This is a genomic window from Brevundimonas sp. (genome assembly GCF_029946145.1).
GTDB lineage: Bacteria > Pseudomonadota > Alphaproteobacteria > Caulobacterales > Caulobacteraceae > Brevundimonas.
Genome location: NZ_JAQSDY010000024.1, coordinates 1 through 17894 on the forward strand (window position 1 = coordinate 1; position 17894 = coordinate 17894).

Here is a 17894-nt window from a genome sequence, read left to right on the forward strand (position 1 = left end):
ACATGACGTCCCTGATGACGACCGATCCAGAAAAGCTGGTTAGGTGGAGGTCGTCCACACCATCACGTCACGGGCTGAACGCGTTTGTCAGCCATGCGATCATCTTGGGGTGTTTGTGGGTGGCGTAGTTGTCGAGAATGGCGTGGATCGCCTTCCGTCCCACCAGCGTCGCTCGGTCACGAGGCGTTACGCTGGTCCGCTCTGGCCCTGTACAGGTCGGCGATCTCGAATCTCTGGGCCACCGGCTCATTGCCCAATCGGCTCACGATGTAGTCGCCGGACAAGTGTTTGACGCCTGCGCCCCAGGCGCCGATGACGAGACTTCTGGAGCGCACGCCATAAAGGCCTGCCGACAGGCCCGCAGCCTGTGCCCGCATGACAAACACGGCTAACTGTTTCAACGTCTCCTTTTCGGCTCGAGCCGCGCCTGCGGCTTCGAGGTCGTGAACCACGCCCATCGCTCCCGTTCTCGCCCAGGAGCCGAGATCGCAGTTCAGCGTTCCGACCCGAACCAGCACGGCCCGGGCATAGGGCCGTACCTGAGCGAGAGCCTCAGACAGGCGGCTTTGTGGCAAGGCGTCGGGAACATGGTCCAATTCGATGATGAGCTTGTGCCGCTGCTCGCCCTCCACCAATCGCCGCAGTTCGCTGAGCACCGACGTTCGGGTTCCGGAGTAGGACAGGCAGGTCATTGATATCGGCACGTGGACCACGATCGCCAGCCCGGGGGCCGCTTCCGATCCGAGGAGTTCGCGAACGAACACGAGGCGCTGGATGGTGAGCGCCGCAGCGGCGCCCGGGGCCAGTTCCCCAGTGTCGCAAGGCTCGCTGGCGCCGTCCGGCGTTCTCTGCACGCAGACCGTTCGCACCAGAAAGGAGACTACAGCGCCCCGCGCCACATGCCAGACCGGCTCGAGATAGAACACCGTCTGGATGTCCGCCCCGTCCGGCCGGCGGATCGTTACCGCCTTGCGGGGCGGACGGGGCACTCCAAACCGCTCCCAAGGGGCGGATCCGTCGAAGCTCTGGGCCAGATCGAGGGGCCGTTCCTGGGCGGCCCTCGCGATCTGTTCGGCGGACGCCCGAGTGGTCTCCAGCCCCTGCTCGCCAATCCGGTCGACCACGGAGATGTTGATATTCTCGGCCTCGACGGTGCCGAGGAAGAAGGTGAGCGTCTCGCGCAATAATTGGGAGGAACGGCTGAGTGCAGCCATCGGGGTGCGCCCCGGCTGAATCAGCAGAAAGTCGGTGTCGTTGACCGGGACGATGAAATCGTCCTCACGACCGTTTCGCGCGAAAGCGCGCAGAACGAAATCCTCTACCAGCGACTGGTGCCGCCCCCAGCGCTCACCCACGGCATCCCTGACCGCGGTGACGCTGACGATGTGGACCAAGCCCTCGGCGGCTGCGTCGTTCGCGCCGGTGTGACGCAGCATATCCGTTATGGAGCTTGAGGCGGGGGCGAGCATGACAGCACGTTAGGGTGGGAAGCTTAAGGGGCCGTGTCCGGAGCCGGTGCGGGTTGGGAGGACAGGTCTGTAACGGGGCCGGGCAGGATGAGCCGGACGGTGACGCCTATCCCTGAAGTAGTCGAGACCTCCGCCCTGCCGAGGGTTTCGGCCATCGCCGCGCGCAGGAATTCGGGCCCGAGGCCGGACATGAGGATTGGCCCGGTGGTGAAGAAGCGATCGGAAAGCGGCAAGACCGGAGCGGGCCCCGGCACCTGCCCGTCGTCCCGAATGGTAATCTCCGCCTCGCTCTGACCCGGCAGGTGCGCCGCAGACATGTCTATGCGGGCGGCGCCCCTGTCGAGAGCGTCCTGGACCACAGCCATCACCATGGCGGATACGATTACCGGATCGGCGTGAACAACCACGGAGGAGCAGTCCTTCGCCATTCTCAGCCCCGTCTGCCGAGCGGCGTAGTCCCGCAACAGTTGCGACACGTCGAAAGGTTCGAGCTCGGCAATCGGCAGTCCGGCCAGCACCGATAGCCGCCGAACGACGCCGGCGCCTTGTTCGGCGGTGGACATGAGCAATTCGAGTTCCGCGCAGGCTTCCGCATCGCCGGTCACCCGGTCCAGCACCAGTTCAGCGGATCCTATGATCCTCCCAAGCAGGTTGTTGAAGTCGTGGCCTGCGGCTGCCGCCACCTTTCCAAGAATGGCGACGCGACTGACTGCCAGAAGGCGCGCACGAAGGGCGCTGAGGCAATCACGGTCCCGATCAGCCTCCAGCAAGGCACGCACGACCGCTGCCGTCTCCAATAGACTCAGCGAACCGGGTGGCGGCTGTCGCCAGACGAGCGTCAGGCGGTAGCGCCGCTGGTCAATCGCCAAAGCCTCAGAGGACCAGGCCGCGACGGGAATGAAACCGAACGCCTGAAGGATGTCGGCCGGAAAGAACGACGCCGGCACAGCGGCCGGACACTGGCCCCCGTGGGCTGCGGGGGCGTGGCGGAAGTCGCTGGAGCATTCCACGGCGCTCGGTGCTCCGGCCCAGAGCGCCACACCTTTCTGGGCGTCCACGTCCTCCAGCAGAGCCCCGTCAGCCTCGACGGCGCGCGCGCAGACCGCTAAACCGCCGGCAACCGCGTCTCCAGGAAGAATCGGGACAGGGAGAGAGCTGGTCGGCAGGACCCTGCCTGAGGTCTTGTAGTTAAGCATCAGATGCCCCCTTCCTGGGGCGCTCGCCTGTGACGCCACGAGGCGTTAATCGTCCGCGGAAGCGGCCGGCGCGATCAGCCGCCTGACGACGTCCAAGACCTCCCCCGAACGAAACGGCTTGGTGAGGACAGCATCAGCGCCTAGCCGATGCGCAAGGTCAAGGACCGTGGTGGCCCCCAGAACGCCACCGCCGGAAATGGCGAGAATCTTGACGTCAGGCGCTCTTTTCTTCATCGTCAGAATGGTCTCTACACCCTCACGGTTCGGCATGAGGATGTCCGTGACGACGATATCGGGCCGCAGCCGGTCGAATTTGGCCAAGCCTTCTTCGCCGTCCTGCGCCGGCAACACTTGGCAGCCAGAGACGCGGAACCCGTGGCACAAGGTCCTGAGCAGGGTGGGATCGTCTTCAATGATCAGAATGATCTTGCCGTAAAGAGGATCAGTCAGTTGGTCCATTCGGAGGATGCTCCACGAGAGTCGGCCAAGTTAAAGTGTAGCACAGGAAAAGTTTTACCAAAATATTGGCGCTTTTCGGCCAGATATTCGGGGTCGCGGATTTTGTCCAGAACGTGTCGGATCTTCGCCGCCAAGGCCCCGCGCGGGTAGGACTTGGAGAGCAGGTGAACGCTCCGGCCGAGCCTGCCATGGTGGACGATGGCGGTCTCGGTGTATGCCGATGTGAATAGAATCCGCACATCTGGTCTTTGGAGGCAGACAGCCTCTGCCAATTGTCGTCCGTTCATGCCCCCCGGCATGACGACTTCGGTGAAAACATGTCGAAGTTTGGCGTCTCGGGCAGGCGGGCCAGAGCGCCTGGCCCGTCGGACGCGACGATCACGCGGTAGCCCAAACGAACCAGAATGATTTCCACATAATTTCTGACGGAGTCATCGTCCTCCACCACGAAAATTGTGTGGATAGGCGTGCAACAGGGCCCCACCATTTCGATGGATTAGGCGCGATGGCCAAGGTTTTCCTCCAGATGATCGGGATCGGAGATATCGATGGTGGAGACGATCGTACGGATCCGGCGGGAGTACGCGTCGGGCAAGCCGAACAAGACCCTGTAGCCGTCGTCGCCGAGCCCCACCATCTTGATGGGCGCGGCGCTTCTGGTTGCCCAAAAGCGCCTGAGCACCATCAATTAGGCCCGCAAACAACGGATGCGGCGGGCTGGCGCCACTGCGGAGCTGGCTTTTGGCAAGACGTCGGACGGCATTATGGGTCAGGCCGCTCTGTGAATAACTCTTCTCATTTGGACATGGAATGGTTCACACCCCGCTAACGTTCATGCGCACGCACCAAGCGGCCATCCGCCCCGTCACCGCCCGACCGCAGCAGAGGGTGTGCGCATGAGCCGGCTCGTTTGACGCTTCTTTCGCGACGACCGGAGCACTGCCGCAGCGTTGATCCCCTCAACTCTATGGCTCAGCAACCCTGCGACGGCAGGCCGCCGTCGACCAAGCCGTCTCAGGCCGTCGAATCCAGAATGGCTCGCACCTTCTCCGCGAGTTCATCGCCACGATACGGCTTGCGCAGCATATGCGTCGATCTCTGCGGATCGTCACCATCGGGGTTCTGCACCTTGGCGTAACCCGTGGTAAAAAGAACTTTCAGCGAGGGCTGACGTTGTTCCGCCAATTTCGCCAGTGCATAGCCCGAAATACCGTCAGGCAGGCCGATGTCGGTAAAGAGCAGGTCGAAACGCTCCCCCGAATCGAGGATTGCCAGCGCGGTCGGGCCGTTCTCCGCTTCCTGGCATTTGTAGCCAAGACCGGTCAGCCGGCGCACCGCCATCCGGAGAAGCTCGGAATTGTCATCGACCACCAGAATCAACTCGCCGCCCCGGACGAGGTCGCCGCGGTCCGACGCCGCGGCCTTGCCGACGTTATCGGCGTCCTCGGTTCCCGCCTTGGGTAGATAAAGCCGGACGGTCGTGCCCAGACCCACCTCGCTGTAGATGCTCAAATGCCCGTCGGACTGTTTGGCGAAGCCGTAGATCATGCTCAGCCCAAGGCCGGTGCCCTTGCCCTCCGGCTTTGTGGTGAAGAAGGGTTCGGTCGCGCGAGCGATGACCTCTGGCGGCATGCCGACGCCGGTGTCGGTCACCGACAGCAACACATAGTCGCCAGGAGTAATTTCGGAGAGCGCCGCCGCGAAACTGTGCTCCACCACCACATTCGCTGTTTCTATGGTCAGGGAGCCGCCGTCCGGCATGGCGTCACGGGCGTTGATCGCCAGGTTGAGGAGCGTGTTTTCAACTTGCGAAGGGTCAGCCCGCGCCGCCCATAAACTGTCGGCCAGGGACGTGTTTATATGGATGTCCACGCCCAGCGTGCGCTGCAGCACCGCCACCATCCCCGGCAGGCGTTCATTCAAGTCGATGACGCGGGTCGAAAACGGTTGCTGACGGGCGACGACGAGGAGGCGGTTGGTCAATTCCGCGCCGCGCAGCGCTGCGTTCAAGGCATCGTCAGCCAGTTCGGCCTGGATCGGATCGCCGCGCAGCATCTCGATCAGCATGTCGAGATTGCCGATGATCACGCCCAGGAGGTTGTTGAAGTCGTGGGCGATACCGCCTGTCAGCTGGCCGAGCGCTTCGACCTTCTGGGCCTGCCGCAGATGATCCTCGACCACCCGGTGGTCGGCGCGCAGCGCCGCCTCACGCAGCTCACGCTCGATGGCCGGAAGCAGACGGATGAACTGGCCCTTGGGCATGAAGTCGCACGCGCCGGCTCGCATGGACTCGACCGCAACGTCTTCACCGACAGTTCCCGAGACGATGATGAACGGCAGATCCAGCCGCGCCTCGCGCACAAGATCGAGCGCGGCCGGCGCGCTGAAGCGAGGCATGGAATAGTCCGAGATCACCATATCCCAGGACTGGTTGGCGAGCGCCGCGCCCATAGCCTCGGGCGTATCGACCCGCTCGAAGGACAGGTCGTAGCCGCCGCGCTTCAGCTCGCGCAGCAAAAGGGCGGCGTCCCGATCATTGTCCTCGACGATCAGTACACGAAGCTGCTGTCCCATACGGTCCTACCTCTCAAACGCCTCCGGTCATCCACCGACGTGAGGCGGCGGCTCGTTCAGGACGAGCCAATACAGGCCCAGCTGGCCGACCGCTTCGGAGAACTGGACGAAGTCCACCGGCTTGCGGACGTAGCTGTTGGCCCCGAGCCGGTAGCCGTTCAGCCGGTCCTGGTCCTCGGAGGAGGTTGTGAGGATGACCACTGGCAAAAACCGTGTGCGCTCGTCGGCGCGGATGTGCTTCAGCACCTCGAGGCCGTCGATCTTGGGCATCTTCAGGTCGAGCAGCACCAGTTCCGGCAGCGGCTTTAAGGTCCCGTCGGTGGCCGCCGAGAAAAGATAGTCGAGCGCTTCGACGCCATCGTGCGCGACGATCACCGTATTGAGGATATTGCCCTTCTGCAGAGCCCGCAGCATCAGCGCCTCGTCCTTCGGGTTGTCCTCGACGAGCAGGATGACTTTTTCTCTCATGCCTCGTGGCCTCCATGAGCACGGGGGTGGCCGCCTTCCAGGGTGAAGAAGAAGGTCGCGCCGCAGCCGACTTCGCCTTCGGCCCAGACCCGGCCGCCATGACGGTGAATGATACGCTGCACCGTCGCCAGCCCGATGCCGGTGCCCTCGAACTCGGCCGAGGAATGCAAGCGCTGGAAAACGCCGAACAGCTTGGCGGCGTAGGCCATGTCGAACCCGGCCCCGTTGTCGCGCACGAAGAAGGCGCGGCGCGCGTTGCGATCGACGACGCCGACCTCGATCGTCGCGTCCGCCCGTTTGCTACTGAATTTCCAAGCGTTGCCGAGCAGGTTTTCGAACACCACTGTCAACAGACGGGCGTCTCCTTCCCCCAAGAGCCCGTCGGCGATCACCACGCTGACAGCCTGCTTAGGGTTCTGCCGCCTGAGCCGCCCGGTCACCTCATGGGCGATGGACGTCAGATCCAGGGGGCCGCGCACCAGTTCTCTGCGCGTGATGCGCGACAGATCGAGCAGGTTGTCGATCAGCTCCGCCATCTGCTGGGCCGATTCCCTGACATAGCGCAGGTACTGCTGGCCCATATCGTCGAGCTTGTCGGCATAGTCCTCCAGCAGCGCCTGGCTGAAACCGTCGATGCTGCGGAGCGGCGCGCGCAGATCGTGCGCGACCGAATAGCTGAAAGCGTCCAGCTCCTTGTTCTTCAGCTCCAGTTCCTCGACCAGGGCCGCGCGCACCTCGGCGACTTCCTTGGCGGAACGCGCCTCCGTCGCCTCAAGCTCTTTCTCCAGCAGCTGTTCACGGAACAATCGGTTCTCGTCCTCGAACTGCTTGCGCCGCAGCTGGGCGCCGACGCGGGCGTGCAGGACGGCGAAATCGCTCGATTTGGAGATGAAGTCATCGGCCCCCGCGCCAAGGCCTTCGATCATCGTCTCGCGGTCCTCGGCGGCGGTCAGCATGATGACGGGAATGTCGCGCAGGATGACGATGGACTTCAGCCTACGGCAGGTCTCCAGACCGCCGAGACCGGGCATCATCAGGTCCAGGAGGATGCAATCGACCGGCTGCACCGCGAGCAGTTCCAGCGCCTCCTCGCCCGAACGCGCCAGCACGACGTCGTAACCGTCCTGCGGCAACGCGTCTGCGAGCGCCTGGAGGTAGGTTTCACTGTCGTCGACGGCGAGGATCTTCTTCGGCCCAAGGAGGCTGGCGGTGTCCCGATCCGGGACCTGCACGCCCGCGCTGCGCAGCATCGCCTTGAGCTTGGCCAGGATCACCGCGAAGTCGTCGGCCTTACGGACGAAGGCGTCAGCGCCGGCTTCGAGCGCCTTCACCTCCGCGTCGCGCTCGTCGGACGCGGTCAACAGCAGGCAGGGTATGCGTCGCAGCGCCGCGTCGAGCCGAATGCGTTGAATGACCGTGCCGCCATCGATGCCCGGGAGATCGCCATCCACGATCATGGCGGCGGGCCGCACATGCGCCGCCTGGCGCAGCCCCTTCTCGCCGGTGCTCGCGACGGCCACGCGGTAACCGGCCTCCAGCAGGACGGCCTTGAGCGCCTCGCGGAAGGTGATGCTGTCATCGACGATCAGCACGGTTTCCTCCGCGGCCGCGCCAGTGTCCTGCCCGCGTCGGACCAGTTCGTGCGCGCGCGCCACGACGTAGCTGGGGTCATAGGGCTTGCCGATGTATTCGTCGGCACCGGTCTTCAGGCCACGGATTCGGTCACGCACTTCGGTCTCGGTCGTCAGCAGCATCACCGCCGTGCCGGCGGCGGACGGATTCGCGCGAATTTCCTTGAGCAGTTCGATGCCGTCGGTGTCCGGCAGCAGGATGTCCAGGATAGCCAAGGCGAATCGCGTTTCGGACAGCGCCTTGCGCGCCTCCGCCCCGGTGGCGCAGGCCACCACGGGAAAATCCGCCGCCTCAAGCATCTCCACGAGGCTCATCCTGACGGTCAGGCTGTCGTCGACGACGAGCACGGCCCGGTTCATCGGCGAGCCTCGCTGCTCTCGGCGGCGAGTTCGGGGCCGATCTCCCCGAGCGGAAGGATCCGATCGGCGGCGCCCAGTAGGACCGCCTCGTGCGGCATGCCATAGATGACGGAGGTCGCCTCGTCCTGGGCGATGGTGAGGCCCCCGGCCTTGCGGATCTCAAGCAGGCCGGCGGCACCGTCCTTGCCCATTCCGGTCAGCAGCCCCGCGGCGGCCCCCGAGCCATATTCGTGGGCCACGGATTCGAACAGCACGTCGATCGACGGCCGGCACGAGTGCCGCTCGGGATCGCCCGTCAGCCGCAGGCGCCGGTCGCACACGACGAGGTGGTGGCCGGCCGGCGCCATGACCACGCGGCCGGCCGCCGACGCGACGCTGTCGCCGTCCTTGGCCAGGGCCACCCGCCGCGGCGTCTGCCCGTCCAGCCAGTCCGCGAACGCCATCCCGAACGGCTCGTTGATGTGCAGGACGAACAGCACCGGCAGGTTGAACGAGGCCGGCAGGCCGCGCAGCACCTCGACGATCGCGGCGGGGCCGCCGGTCGAGGCCCCGATGGCGACCACCTCGCGCCGGCGTTTTGGTCGCGCGGCGCCGGAGGGCGTCGCCGGCGACGGGCGAGGCGGCCGGTCGAGCGACATCAGCCGGCCGCGAGGATGGGTGATGACGCGGATCTTCGCGACCAGCTTGGTCGCCGAGACGAGATTGCGTTCCCACGCTCCATCCGGCTCGGCGGCGCCGCCCTTGTCGAACACGTCGACAGCGCCCGCCGCCAGGGCGTCGTAGGTCTTGAACAGTTCGCCGCGATTGATCGACGACGACACCACCAGGATCGGCGTCGGACAGTGGGCCATGATGTATTCGGTGGCGGCCAGGCCGCTCATCACCGGCAACATCATGTCCATGGTGATCACGTCCGGCCGGCGCGCCAGGCAAAGCTCTATCGCCTGCCGGCCGTCCTCGGCCTCGCCAACCACCTCGATCCCCGGATCGGCCGACAGGGTCGCGGCGATGTGCTTTCGCACCGTCAGCGAGTCTTCGACCACCAGAACGCGGAGCTTGGCCATCACCTATCCCACCAGCCGACGGATCATCGTCAGGAGTTCGGCCTGATCAAACTGGCTCTTGACGATATAGCCCTGGGCGCCGGCGTCGCGACCGCGCTGGAGGTCTTCGGGCGCGTTGCGCGACGTGACCAGGATCGCCGGGATGTCATGCAGCACCGGATCGAGCCGGATGCGCTCGACGAAGGTGAAACCGTCTATGCCCGGCATTTCCACATCGACCAGGAACAGGGCGTAGCTCTTGCGGCGCGCGAACTCGAGGGCCTCTTCGCCCGAGGTGGCGAGCTCGACCTCGTAACCGGCCGATTCGAGGATGCTCTGCTCCAGCATGCGGGTGGTCAGCGAGTCGTCGATGATCAGCACGGGAAGGCGGCTGGCCGTAGGTTCCGTCCCCGCGAGGTCCCCTTGGCGAGCCTTGGCCACAAGACCGTCGGGGTCCAGCACCAACTGCGGATTACCTTCGGCGTCGAGCGAAGCACCCGCCACGATGGAGCTGGCGAGCGCCAGTTCGGGGAGCGGCCGCATGACCACCTTGGCGGAGCCGAGCAGGCGATCGACGCCGACCGCCGCCAAGCCGCCGTCACCGGCCACGACCACGGCCGGCCAGCTGCGCCCGCGCGGGGACGACAGGCCATGCAGCGCCTTGGGCAGAGGAACGAAGGGGATCGCGACCTTGTCGTGGACGATGGTGGCGCCGGCGGCGGTATGGGTGATCTCGCTCCCGGCCACCAGCATCGAGCGGCGCACGGCGTCGAAGGGGATCGCCGCGACCGAAGCGCCGGCTTCGACCAACAGAACCTCGACGGCGGCGAGCGACAGCGGGACGACGAGCTCGAACGCCGCACCGGCGCCTGATTCCGTGCGCACGACGACGACGCCCGACAGTTTCTCGACAGCCTCGCGGACCACGTCCAGGCCGACGCCGCGGCCTGAGGTTTCGGTCACTGCCTCGGATGTGGTGATGCCGCCGCGCATCAGCAGCCGGATCAGGTCCTCGGCGCCCAGCCGAGTCGCCCGGGCGTTCAGCAATCCGCGCTGGGTGGCGATGCGCCGGACCGCCTCCAGGTCCACCCCGCGCCCATCGTCGCGGCATTCGAAGACGATCTGACGGCCGCGCCTGGAGACCTCGATCGTCACGCGACCGGCCGCGGGCTTGCCGACGGCGCGGCGCTCGGTCTCGGACTCGACGCCGTGGGCCACCGCGTTGCGCACGATCTGCACCAGCGCTCGCTGGATCGTCCCCAGCACATAGGCGTCCAGGCGGATACCACCGCCCACGCCCACGAAGATCACCTGCTTGCCTAGGGCCTGGGCGGTATCGCGCGCCGTCCGTTCGAGCACGCCAAAGAGATCGCCCGCCGAAACCAGGCGCAGTTGCTCGGCTGCCTGGCGCAGTTGCCGCAGCTCCCGATCCATCTGGTCGATCGCCGTACCGAGGCTGCGCTCGACGCCGCTGAAGCAGTCCCACAGCGCCTCGGCCGTCGCGTGCGCCCGGTCAGGCGCGGCGCCACGCGACGCCAGCTGCTCCAGCAAAAGATCGGACAGGTGCTGGCCCCGCTCCATCGCCTGGGCGGCCGGCCGCAGGCCGTTCAGCAGGGTGTGGGTTTCCGACACGCCTGCCAGCAGCGCGTCCATCTCGGCGATGTTGGTCCTGATCGTGCGGAGCTCTTCGTCGGGCGAGTCGAGGGCGGGGACCGTCGCGTCCGCGTGCTCAGCCGGCGTCAGCGCCCCAAGCTGGCCGCGGATCTCTTCGAGACGCTGTAGAACCGCCTGGATTCGCTCGCGCGGCACGGCTTCCTCCGCCTCGCGGAAGGCGGCCAGCTCGTCCTCAATGGCGTGGCTGTGGTCGGCGATCTCGCCCAGTTTGACGACCCGCGCCGCGCCCTTGAGCGTGTGCGCCAGACGCAGCAAACGCTGGACCGCCGGCGCGGCTCTACCGCCCCTCTCGAGGGCCAGAACCGCCTCGCTGAACTGGTCCAGCAGTTCGCGCGCCTCGAGCCGGAAATATCTGTAGGGGTCCGGCGCCATGGTCCTAGGCGGCCTTCGGGTGGACGATCCGCATCAGCTGCTTGGAGAGCGCCGCCAGCTGTGACGCCGTAGCCAGCACTTGTCCGGAACTGGCTTCGGTTTCCTTCGAGGCCTGGGCGACGTTGACGATGGCGATATTCACCTGTTCGACTGCGGTGGTCTGCTGCTTGGTCGAAAGCTCGATCTCCCGCGCCGCCTCGGTCGTGGTGGTGACCAGGCCCGAGATATCGTTAAAGGCCACGCTGACGTCGCCGAACTGGCGTGATCCCGCATCCACGGCCTTCGATCCGGTCTCCGTCGCCATCACTGTGGTGTTCACCGCGCTGCGCACGTCGTCGATCAGCGTGCGGATCTCCTTGGTCGAGCCGCCGACCCGGTCGGCCAGTTTGCGGATCTCGTCGGCGACGACGCCGAAGCGTAGGCCGGCCTCGCCCGCGCCCACCGCCTCGATGGTGGCGTTGATCGCCAGGATGTTGGTCTGCTCGGCGAGCTCGGAGACGATGTCCAGCACGGCCCCGATTTCCTGGGACTTCTTGCCCAGTTCGAGCATGTCGGCGACGATCTGGTCGACCTGGCGGCGGATACCCGCCATCGACTCGCGGGTCAGATCGACCATCCCCTGGCCGGAGTGGGCGGCCACGGCGGTCTGGCCGGCGATCTGCGCCACCCTCTGCGCGCTTTCCGCAATCTGCCGCGAGGTGGCCAGGAGCTCGCTTATGGTGGTGGTGATCTCGCTGGTCGCCGCTGACTGTTCCTTGGCCCCCGTCGCCTGCTGGGTAGCTGCCGCCTGCAGTTCCGTCGACGAACTCTCGACCTCCCCGACGGCCGAGCCGATCTGCTGCGACAGGGAGCGGGTGATAAACCAGCCGATCACCGCCACCAAGACAACCCCCGCCAGGCCGCCCCAGACGGTGATCGTCGTCGCCCATCGCGCGCTCTCTTCGACCTTTTGGGTTCGGCGGGCGACCAGCTGAGCTGTGACGTCTCTGATCTCCGCGATAAGCGCACGCGCCTGGTCCATCTCTGCCTTGCCGACGTTGGTCGACATAAACCCGGCCGCCGACGCGAAGCCCTCGGCGCGTCGGAGGTCGATTCCTGTTTTCATACTGCTCAGACGTTGGTCGATCACAAGCGACAGGGTCTCCAGCCGTCTCTGCTGGCCTGGATTGTCGGCGGTGAGCTGGCGCAATTCCTCCTGCGTGGTGAGAATCGTGCCGAGCGCCGCCTGATACGGAGCCAAATAGTTTTCGTCGCCTGTGATGATGAAGCCGCGCTGGCCGGTTTCCGCGTCAACGAGTTCCGTGAGCAGGCCGCCGAGCTTGGCGTCGACCTGGAGACTGTGGCCGACGAGGCCATTGTTCTCCACCAGGTCGGTGGTGTTCCGGAAGCTGACGAAGGCGATTACCAGGAGAACAAGGCCAGCCAGGCCGAACCCCACAGCCAACCTTCTGCCGAATGTCCAGCTATTAAACATCACTCATTGCTCCTCTGCCGCATTGGATCCGGGTCTCTGGTTCAGGATGGTTTCGATGACGGATGGAAGGTGCACGAGCGGCCGGACCAGCCCGTCCACCGACGCGACCTCGCGCACCAGGCGCTGGGATTGGGTCTCACCCTCACGGGCCATGATCGCCGCGCGCGGGACCCGCAAATGGCCTTCGAAGATCTCGAGGGCGAACGCCACCGAGGCACCCGACGCGATCGCCAGCCAGCGGGGCGCCTCGGACGCGCCGCGGCCCAGCAGCACGCGAAGGTCGTAGACCGGTACGATCGCGCCGCGGAATCCAGCGAAGCCCAGCAGGGCGACGACGCCGCTGGGCGCCCGGGTGACTTTCCGGTCGACGAACACGCCGCCGATCTCGGACAGCCGCAGCGCATAGGGTTCCGACGCCAGGCTGAACCCGATCAGGTTCTCCATCGGCGTCGCATCGCCCCGCCGCGGCTCGGCGAAGGCCCGGTCGAACGCCAGCTTCAGGTCTTCGGCGCGTCCTGTCAGGCCTGAGGTCGCCTCGCTCATGGCTGCCCGCCACAGGCCAGCAGCGCCGATCTGCACAACGCGACCAGCGCCTCGCGGTTGAAGCCGCCGGCGAACAGCAGCAATCGGGAGGCGTCCTCGCGCTTGAGCAGGACCAGGGCCTGCGCCAGTTCCCGGCGCGCGGCGGCGCGGTCCCCGGCATGGCGCGCGAGCAGCCCCAGATGCAGCCGGGGCATGGCGAAGGCTGGATCCAGATACACCGCCACTCGGTCGTGTTCGGCCGCGCCTTCGCGGTCGGCCACGCCTTCGCGGCACAGCGCGAGCGCATAGTGGGCACCCCCGTTCAGCTCGTCGATCGCGAGCAGCCGCTGGCACACCGCCTCCGCCTCGGAGAAGGCGCCGCCGTGCGCGAGCAGCATCGCCTGCAGCAGGAGCGCGTCAGGGTCGCCATCGGATTCGGGCGGAAGCTGGCGCATCGAGGCGAGCGATTCGGTGAAGCGTTCCCGGCGCATCAGGTCGAGCGCCGGGCCGAGATCCCACGCCGCGCGCGTCGGCGTGCGGCGTGGCCGGGCGGCGCTCTGGGCGCTGAGCGCCTCGACCCGCTCGCTGGCCTGGCGAATGGTGTCGAACCAGGCTTCGTTGAAGGTCTCGATGCGCGTGGCGGGCGCGATCGACCCGGCCGGGAAATAGGGCTCGCGCGCGACGGCGGGTTCGATCTCGTCCTTGCGTTCGTAGTAGAAGGTGCCGTGCGTATGCCGCAGGTGGAAGGCGTCCGAAATGCCGCGCAGCGTCTCGGCATGGCCCAGGAAGAGGTAGCCGCCCGGAGCCAGGGAACGAGCGATGCGCGCGATCGTGGCGCGGGCCTGCTCCGGCGAGAAATACATCAGGACATTGCGGCAGAAGACCACGTCGTAAACGTCCGGCCGCCACAGGTCGTCGTCGTCGACCGCGAGGTTCCTGATCTCGAAATCGACAGCCCGCCGCACCGTTTCGTCGAGGATCACCTCGCGGCCCTCCTGGCGGAACAATTTGGCCCGCGCCTCCGGGGTGGTTTCCCTCAGCGCCCAGGTCGAGTAGCGCGCGCGGCGGGCCTTCTCCAGCGCGGCCGGGTTGACGTCCACCGCCCGGATGGAGACGCGCCACGACGGGTCCGCGATGGTCTCCCGCACGACCGCCGCGATCGAATAGGGCTCCTCGCCCGAGGCGCAGGCCGCGCTGAGGATGCGCAGCGCGCCAGCCGCGCCTTGAACGCGCATACGGTCCGGCAGCGCGACCTCGGCCAGCGCGAGGAACTGTTCGCTGTTGCGGAAGAAGTAGGTCTCCCCGACCGTGAGCTCGCGAGCGAGGCACCCGAGCTCGGCTTCCGCCGCGTCGGAGTCCAGCATCCGCAGATAGGCCGCCACCGACCCGCCCCGGGCCTCGAGCCGACGCTGCAGGACTTCGGCCAGGAAGCCGAGCTTGGCGTCTTCGAACTGAAGGCCCAGCCGGCGCGTGATGGTTTCCGAGAACCGCTCGATATCACGGGGCGCGGTAAGCCCGATCATGGGACTGTGCCCTGGGCGTCGATGCTCTCGAGCAGGCCTTCGGGCACGATCCGGGCGGTGTTCAGGAACATGAGGAGTTCGGCGTCGAGGACCCCGATCGCGCCCACGGTGTCGCTGTCGGCGTCCCGCAGCAACGGCGGCAATTCCGCGCCGGCGTCCAGCCCGATCGAACGGAGACCGATGACCTCGTCGAACGCCATCACGACCACCTGGCTTCCGATCCTGATCGCCACGAACCGCTTGGGTTGAGCCAATCGCTCTCCGAAAATCAGCCCCGTGTCGAACACCGGCGCGGGAATTCCCCGATGGATGCACAGTCCAAGTACAAATTCCGCGGACCGCGCCAGCGGCTCGATCGGAAGCGGGCGCATCGTCTCGATCACATTTTCAAGCGGCAATGCGTACAGCCGTGAATCCAACCGGCATACCAGCCAATTCTTGGAGTTGGTGTCAGCAACGTTGACCGGCATTTTCGCCTACGACCGTCGCTACGACTTTTTGCCTGATTCTTTGAATTGAACGCAAAAATGCCTTCCGTCCAACACTATAATTCTCCGGTATAGCGCGACACCGGCCCCTCGCTGGTTGACCGACCGACAACGCCTTCACCGAATTATTCGAGGTGTGGGCCGAGAGCCCAATCACGGCGCGGTCCTCGACCCACACGCATTGGCAACCCGTGCCACTGCGGCGATATCGATAATTTCCATGTTGGGATTGGTTGGGGTCTCGAAGAAGACCACCCGCGTTCGGTCGCTTATCACTTCCGTTATTCGATCGAGTTCAGCCCCCAACTCGAAGTTTTTGAATTGGCGGGCCGGATACCGCGCGACATACGGCCTCGATTCAAAACATGCATTTGACAGAATATTCACTATGCGCCATATATCGCCATGACTTGGAGAGTTCAGTTCCACGCCGACTTCGCGCCCGAGGCGGATGCTCTGTCAGAAGCCGTGCGTGTCGAGTTGATCGCGGGGATCAGGTTGCTTGAGCATCTTGGACCCAGCCTCGGTCGGCCCGCTGTTGACACCCTGAGTGGCTCCAAGCACGCGAACATGAAGGAACTGCGTTTTCGCGCCGATGGTGGTGTGTGGCGCATCGCCTTCGCGTTCGACCCCGAACGAGCCGCTATCCTGCTGGTTGGCGGGGACAAGTCAGGCGTCAGTTCGGGCCGTTTCTACAAGGGACTCATCAAGCGGGCTGACGCCCGCTTCGATCAACATTTGGAGGCGCTGAAATGACCTATCGCACCATCGACGCTGACGACTGGATCGCACGGCAACCCAAGACCGTTCAGGAAGCCGGCGAAGCTCGCGGAGAGGAGCTCATCCGCGAAGTCACGCTCCGGGAGGTCCGGGAGGCGGTAAAGCGCACCCAAGTCGAGGTCGCCGCCGCCATGGGAACATCGCAGGATCGGGTATCCAAGCTGGAACACGGCGATGACGCGCTCGTTTCGACGCTGCGCCGACACATCCGCGCACTCGGCGGCGAGCTGCGATTGATGGTCGAATTTCCAGATCGGCCATCAATGGCCATCGACCTTCACGGCGACAAGCCCGTCGCCAAGAGCGTCCGGGCTATCGGATCGGTCTGAGGATCCCGGTGAGGGTAGTCGCACCTATTTCGAACGTCGGATCGAATAGTCGCAACTGGTTTTGGCCTGAATCCCGTGCTGTGGGGTCAGTCGCAGCTATTTCGAAATCTAACAACCGGCCCTAGCAGGCTGTTGAAGAAGTTTCTCGGCGGGCGATGAAGTTGTCTTCGTTAGTGCGATGCGGGCAGATTTGGCCTGTGGTGGGTCCGCCGAGCGGTCCTTTGGTCCGGCTGGCGCTGTGATCGTTGTCGCGGTGGGGATGATCGTCGGTTTGATCTCGCATCTCGACGATGCGCCACCTGCCCAGGACGCTCATGCCGGGGCCGCCAGGAGCTTGGGCAGGCGGATCAGGTTGTAGGCCGCCAGGCCCAGAGTGAAGGCGGCATCGACCTTGGCGCGGCCTCGCAGCTTGATCCTCGCAAGACCGGCCGCGCTCTTCATCCAGCCGAACACCTCCTCGATGCGCTTGCGGCAGCGCTGGCTGATCGCGTAGCCAGCGTGGCGCATGGTGCGTGGGCCGACGGCGCTTTTGCGACGCTTGCCGGTCTTGGTCAGGTGGTCGTTGACGGCGACGTGCGGGGTGACGCGGCGCTTGCGCAGGTCGCCGATGAAGGCCTCGACGTCCCCCGGGTCCAGCCTCCGGCTGGCCCGAGGACAGGCTCCGGCCTTGTCGGCACCCAGGGTGATCCGGCGCCGGCGCGGCCTTCGGTCGAGCATCGCCAGCGCCGCCTCGCGCTCGGCCGTGCCGGTGGCCAGGGTCACGCCGCCGTCCACCGCCAGGCCGTGGCGGTTCTCCATCAAGGCATGGCCCAGGTAGCAGAGCCTGGCCGGCTGGCCGTCGCCCTTCCTGTAGAGCCGGGCCTCGGGATCGGTGGTGCTGCGGTGGGTCTCGTTGGAGCGCTTCTCCTTGTGGAAGCCGCGCTCGGCGTTGCGGCCGGGCCCATCCGGATCATTGTCGCTCCCGTCGGTCCTGCGGAAGCTCTTCAGCGAGGCCCAGGCTTCGAGCAGTGTGCCGTCCACCGAGAAGTGGTCCGATGAGATCAGCCGCTTCACCCGCGGCTGGGCCAGCACCGCGCGCAGGAACTTGGCGGCGATCTCTCCCGCCAGTAGCCGGTCGCGGTTGGTGCTGAAGCTGGAATGATCCCAGGCCGCATCGTCCACTCCCAGACCCACGAACCAGCGGAACAGCAGGTCGAACTCCATCCGCTCCATCAGCTGACGCTCCGAGCGGATGCCGTAGAAGGCCTGCAGCAGCATCGCCCGAAGCAGCCGCTCCGGCGGCACGGACGGCCGCCCCAGTCGCGGCGGATACAACGCCGCAAAGTCCTCGCTCAGGTCCAAAAGAGCCGCGTCGGCGATCTGACGGATCGGCCGCAGCGGATGGTCCCGCCGCACCCGAGCCTCCAGATCAACATACGAGAACAACGACCCCGTCCGCCCGTCCGATCCACGCATCCCACGCCCTCAAGCTGCCGCCTGACGAAGTGAATCATGCCGAGTCCGGCTCCGCTACCGACTTCTTCAACAGCCTG

At 65.8% G+C, this 17894-nt stretch carries 17 protein-coding genes; 2 read left to right on the top strand and 15 right to left on the bottom strand.

Features of this window, described 5'->3' with window-relative positions:
• Window positions 1-176 precede the first annotated feature (176 nt).
• From PSV23_RS10330 to PSV23_RS10395, 14 genes are all read right to left on the bottom strand, one after another.
• Complete coding sequence (locus tag PSV23_RS10330) at window positions 177-1469, bottom strand: hypothetical protein (protein ID WP_300468581.1); 1293 nt, start codon at window positions 1467-1469, stop codon at window positions 177-179.
• 23 nt (window positions 1470-1492) lie between these two features.
• Window positions 1493-2665, bottom strand: coding sequence for a hypothetical protein (locus PSV23_RS10335; RefSeq protein ID WP_300468582.1), 1173 nt, complete (start codon window positions 2663-2665; stop codon window positions 1493-1495).
• Window positions 2666-2710: 45 nt separating this feature from the next.
• Window positions 2711-3124 carry a response regulator gene (locus PSV23_RS10340; protein ID WP_300468583.1) on the bottom strand — a complete coding sequence of 138 codons (414 nt, stop codon included), beginning with the start codon at window positions 3122-3124 and terminating at the stop codon, window positions 2711-2713.
• A gap of 496 nt (window positions 3125-3620) precedes the next feature.
• On the bottom strand, window positions 3621-3809 hold the full coding sequence (locus PSV23_RS10345; protein WP_300468584.1) for a hypothetical protein: 189 nt from the start codon (window positions 3807-3809) through the stop codon (window positions 3621-3623).
• A gap of 329 nt (window positions 3810-4138) precedes the next feature.
• The gene (locus tag PSV23_RS10350; RefSeq protein WP_300468585.1) at window positions 4139-5698 is read right to left on the bottom strand and encodes a response regulator; all 1560 of its coding nucleotides are present in this window, start codon (window positions 5696-5698) and stop codon (window positions 4139-4141) included.
• A gap of 27 nt (window positions 5699-5725) precedes the next feature.
• Window positions 5726-6166 (bottom strand): response regulator, encoded by a 441-nt coding sequence (locus tag PSV23_RS10355; RefSeq protein ID WP_300468587.1) that lies wholly within the window; start codon window positions 6164-6166, stop codon window positions 5726-5728.
• Window positions 6163-8145, bottom strand: a complete 1983-nt coding sequence (locus PSV23_RS10360; RefSeq protein WP_300468589.1) for a response regulator — start codon at window positions 8143-8145, stop codon at window positions 6163-6165. Before PSV23_RS10360 ends, PSV23_RS10355 begins: the two co-directional genes overlap by 4 nt.
• A gap of 8 nt (window positions 8146-8153) precedes the next feature.
• Complete coding sequence (gene cheB / locus PSV23_RS10365; protein ID WP_300468591.1) at window positions 8154-9221, bottom strand: chemotaxis-specific protein-glutamate methyltransferase CheB; 1068 nt, start codon at window positions 9219-9221, stop codon at window positions 8154-8156.
• Window positions 9222-9224: 3 nt separating this feature from the next.
• Entirely contained in the window at window positions 9225-11246 is a 2022-nt protein-coding gene (locus PSV23_RS10370) for a response regulator (protein ID WP_300468593.1), read from the bottom strand.
• A gap of 4 nt (window positions 11247-11250) precedes the next feature.
• Window positions 11251-12720, bottom strand: coding sequence for a CHASE3 domain-containing protein (locus tag PSV23_RS10375; protein ID WP_300468595.1), 1470 nt, complete (start codon window positions 12718-12720; stop codon window positions 11251-11253).
• A 3-nt stretch (window positions 12721-12723) separates the two neighbouring features.
• A complete protein-coding gene (locus PSV23_RS10380; RefSeq protein WP_300468598.1) occupies window positions 12724-13299 on the bottom strand; it encodes a chemotaxis protein CheW in 576 nt (191 codons plus the stop codon).
• Window positions 13260-14765: a protein-glutamate O-methyltransferase CheR gene (locus tag PSV23_RS10385; RefSeq protein WP_300468600.1), complete on the bottom strand. Its 1506-nt coding sequence runs from the start codon at window positions 14763-14765 to the stop codon at window positions 13260-13262. Before PSV23_RS10385 ends, PSV23_RS10380 begins: the two co-directional genes overlap by 40 nt.
• Window positions 14762-15235, bottom strand: a complete 474-nt coding sequence (locus PSV23_RS10390; RefSeq protein WP_300468602.1) for a chemotaxis protein CheW — start codon at window positions 15233-15235, stop codon at window positions 14762-14764. The genes PSV23_RS10385 and PSV23_RS10390 overlap by 4 nt, the downstream gene beginning before the upstream one ends.
• Before the next feature lie 171 nt (window positions 15236-15406).
• Entirely contained in the window at window positions 15407-15682 is a 276-nt protein-coding gene (locus tag PSV23_RS10395; RefSeq protein ID WP_366524238.1) for a PLP-dependent transferase, read from the bottom strand.
• On the opposite strand from PSV23_RS10395, the gene PSV23_RS10400 reads away from it, so the two are divergent.
• The gene (locus tag PSV23_RS10400; protein ID WP_300468604.1) at window positions 15659-16009 is read left to right on the top strand and encodes a type II toxin-antitoxin system RelE/ParE family toxin; all 351 of its coding nucleotides are present in this window, start codon (window positions 15659-15661) and stop codon (window positions 16007-16009) included. The two genes, PSV23_RS10395 and PSV23_RS10400, sit on opposite strands and share 24 nt — an antisense overlap.
• On the top strand, window positions 16006-16362 hold the full coding sequence (locus PSV23_RS10405; protein WP_300468606.1) for a helix-turn-helix transcriptional regulator: 357 nt from the start codon (window positions 16006-16008) through the stop codon (window positions 16360-16362). The genes PSV23_RS10400 and PSV23_RS10405 overlap by 4 nt, the downstream gene beginning before the upstream one ends.
• A 312-nt stretch (window positions 16363-16674) precedes the next feature.
• Here the strand turns inward: PSV23_RS10405 and PSV23_RS10410 are convergent, their stop codons facing one another.
• Complete coding sequence (locus PSV23_RS10410; protein ID WP_300468608.1) at window positions 16675-17817, bottom strand: IS5 family transposase; 1143 nt, start codon at window positions 17815-17817, stop codon at window positions 16675-16677.
• Window positions 17818-17894 lie beyond the last annotated feature (77 nt).

What these genes read in the sequence shown, in the direction of transcription:
- PSV23_RS10330 (WP_300468581.1), bottom strand. Translation starts at nt 1,469, where the DNA reads ATGCTCGCCCCCGCCTCAAGCTCCATAACGGATATGCTGCGTCACACC.
- PSV23_RS10335 (WP_300468582.1), bottom strand. Translation starts at nt 2,665, where the DNA reads ATGCTTAACTACAAGACCTCAGGCAGGGTCCTGCCGACCAGCTCTCTC.
- PSV23_RS10340 (WP_300468583.1), bottom strand. Translation starts at nt 3,124, where the DNA reads ATGGACCAACTGACTGATCCTCTTTACGGCAAGATCATTCTGATCATT.
- PSV23_RS10345 (WP_300468584.1), bottom strand. Translation starts at nt 3,809, where the DNA reads ATGGTGCTCAGGCGCTTTTGGGCAACCAGAAGCGCCGCGCCCATCAAG.
- PSV23_RS10350 (WP_300468585.1), bottom strand. Translation starts at nt 5,698, where the DNA reads ATGGGACAGCAGCTTCGTGTACTGATCGTCGAGGACAATGATCGGGAC.
- PSV23_RS10355 (WP_300468587.1), bottom strand. Translation starts at nt 6,166, where the DNA reads ATGAGAGAAAAAGTCATCCTGCTCGTCGAGGACAACCCGAAGGACGAG.
- cheB (WP_300468591.1), bottom strand. Translation starts at nt 9,221, where the DNA reads ATGGCCAAGCTCCGCGTTCTGGTGGTCGAAGACTCGCTGACGGTGCGA.
- PSV23_RS10370 (WP_300468593.1), bottom strand. Translation starts at nt 11,246, where the DNA reads ATGGCGCCGGACCCCTACAGATATTTCCGGCTCGAGGCGCGCGAACTG.
- PSV23_RS10375 (WP_300468595.1), bottom strand. Translation starts at nt 12,720, where the DNA reads ATGTTTAATAGCTGGACATTCGGCAGAAGGTTGGCTGTGGGGTTCGGC.
- PSV23_RS10385 (WP_300468600.1), bottom strand. Translation starts at nt 14,765, where the DNA reads ATGATCGGGCTTACCGCGCCCCGTGATATCGAGCGGTTCTCGGAAACC.
- PSV23_RS10390 (WP_300468602.1), bottom strand. Translation starts at nt 15,235, where the DNA reads ATGCCGGTCAACGTTGCTGACACCAACTCCAAGAATTGGCTGGTATGC.
- PSV23_RS10400 (WP_300468604.1), top strand. Translation starts at nt 15,659, where the DNA reads ATGACTTGGAGAGTTCAGTTCCACGCCGACTTCGCGCCCGAGGCGGAT.
- PSV23_RS10405 (WP_300468606.1), top strand. Translation starts at nt 16,006, where the DNA reads ATGACCTATCGCACCATCGACGCTGACGACTGGATCGCACGGCAACCC.
- PSV23_RS10410 (WP_300468608.1), bottom strand. Translation starts at nt 17,817, where the DNA reads ATGCGTGGATCGGACGGGCGGACGGGGTCGTTGTTCTCGTATGTTGAT.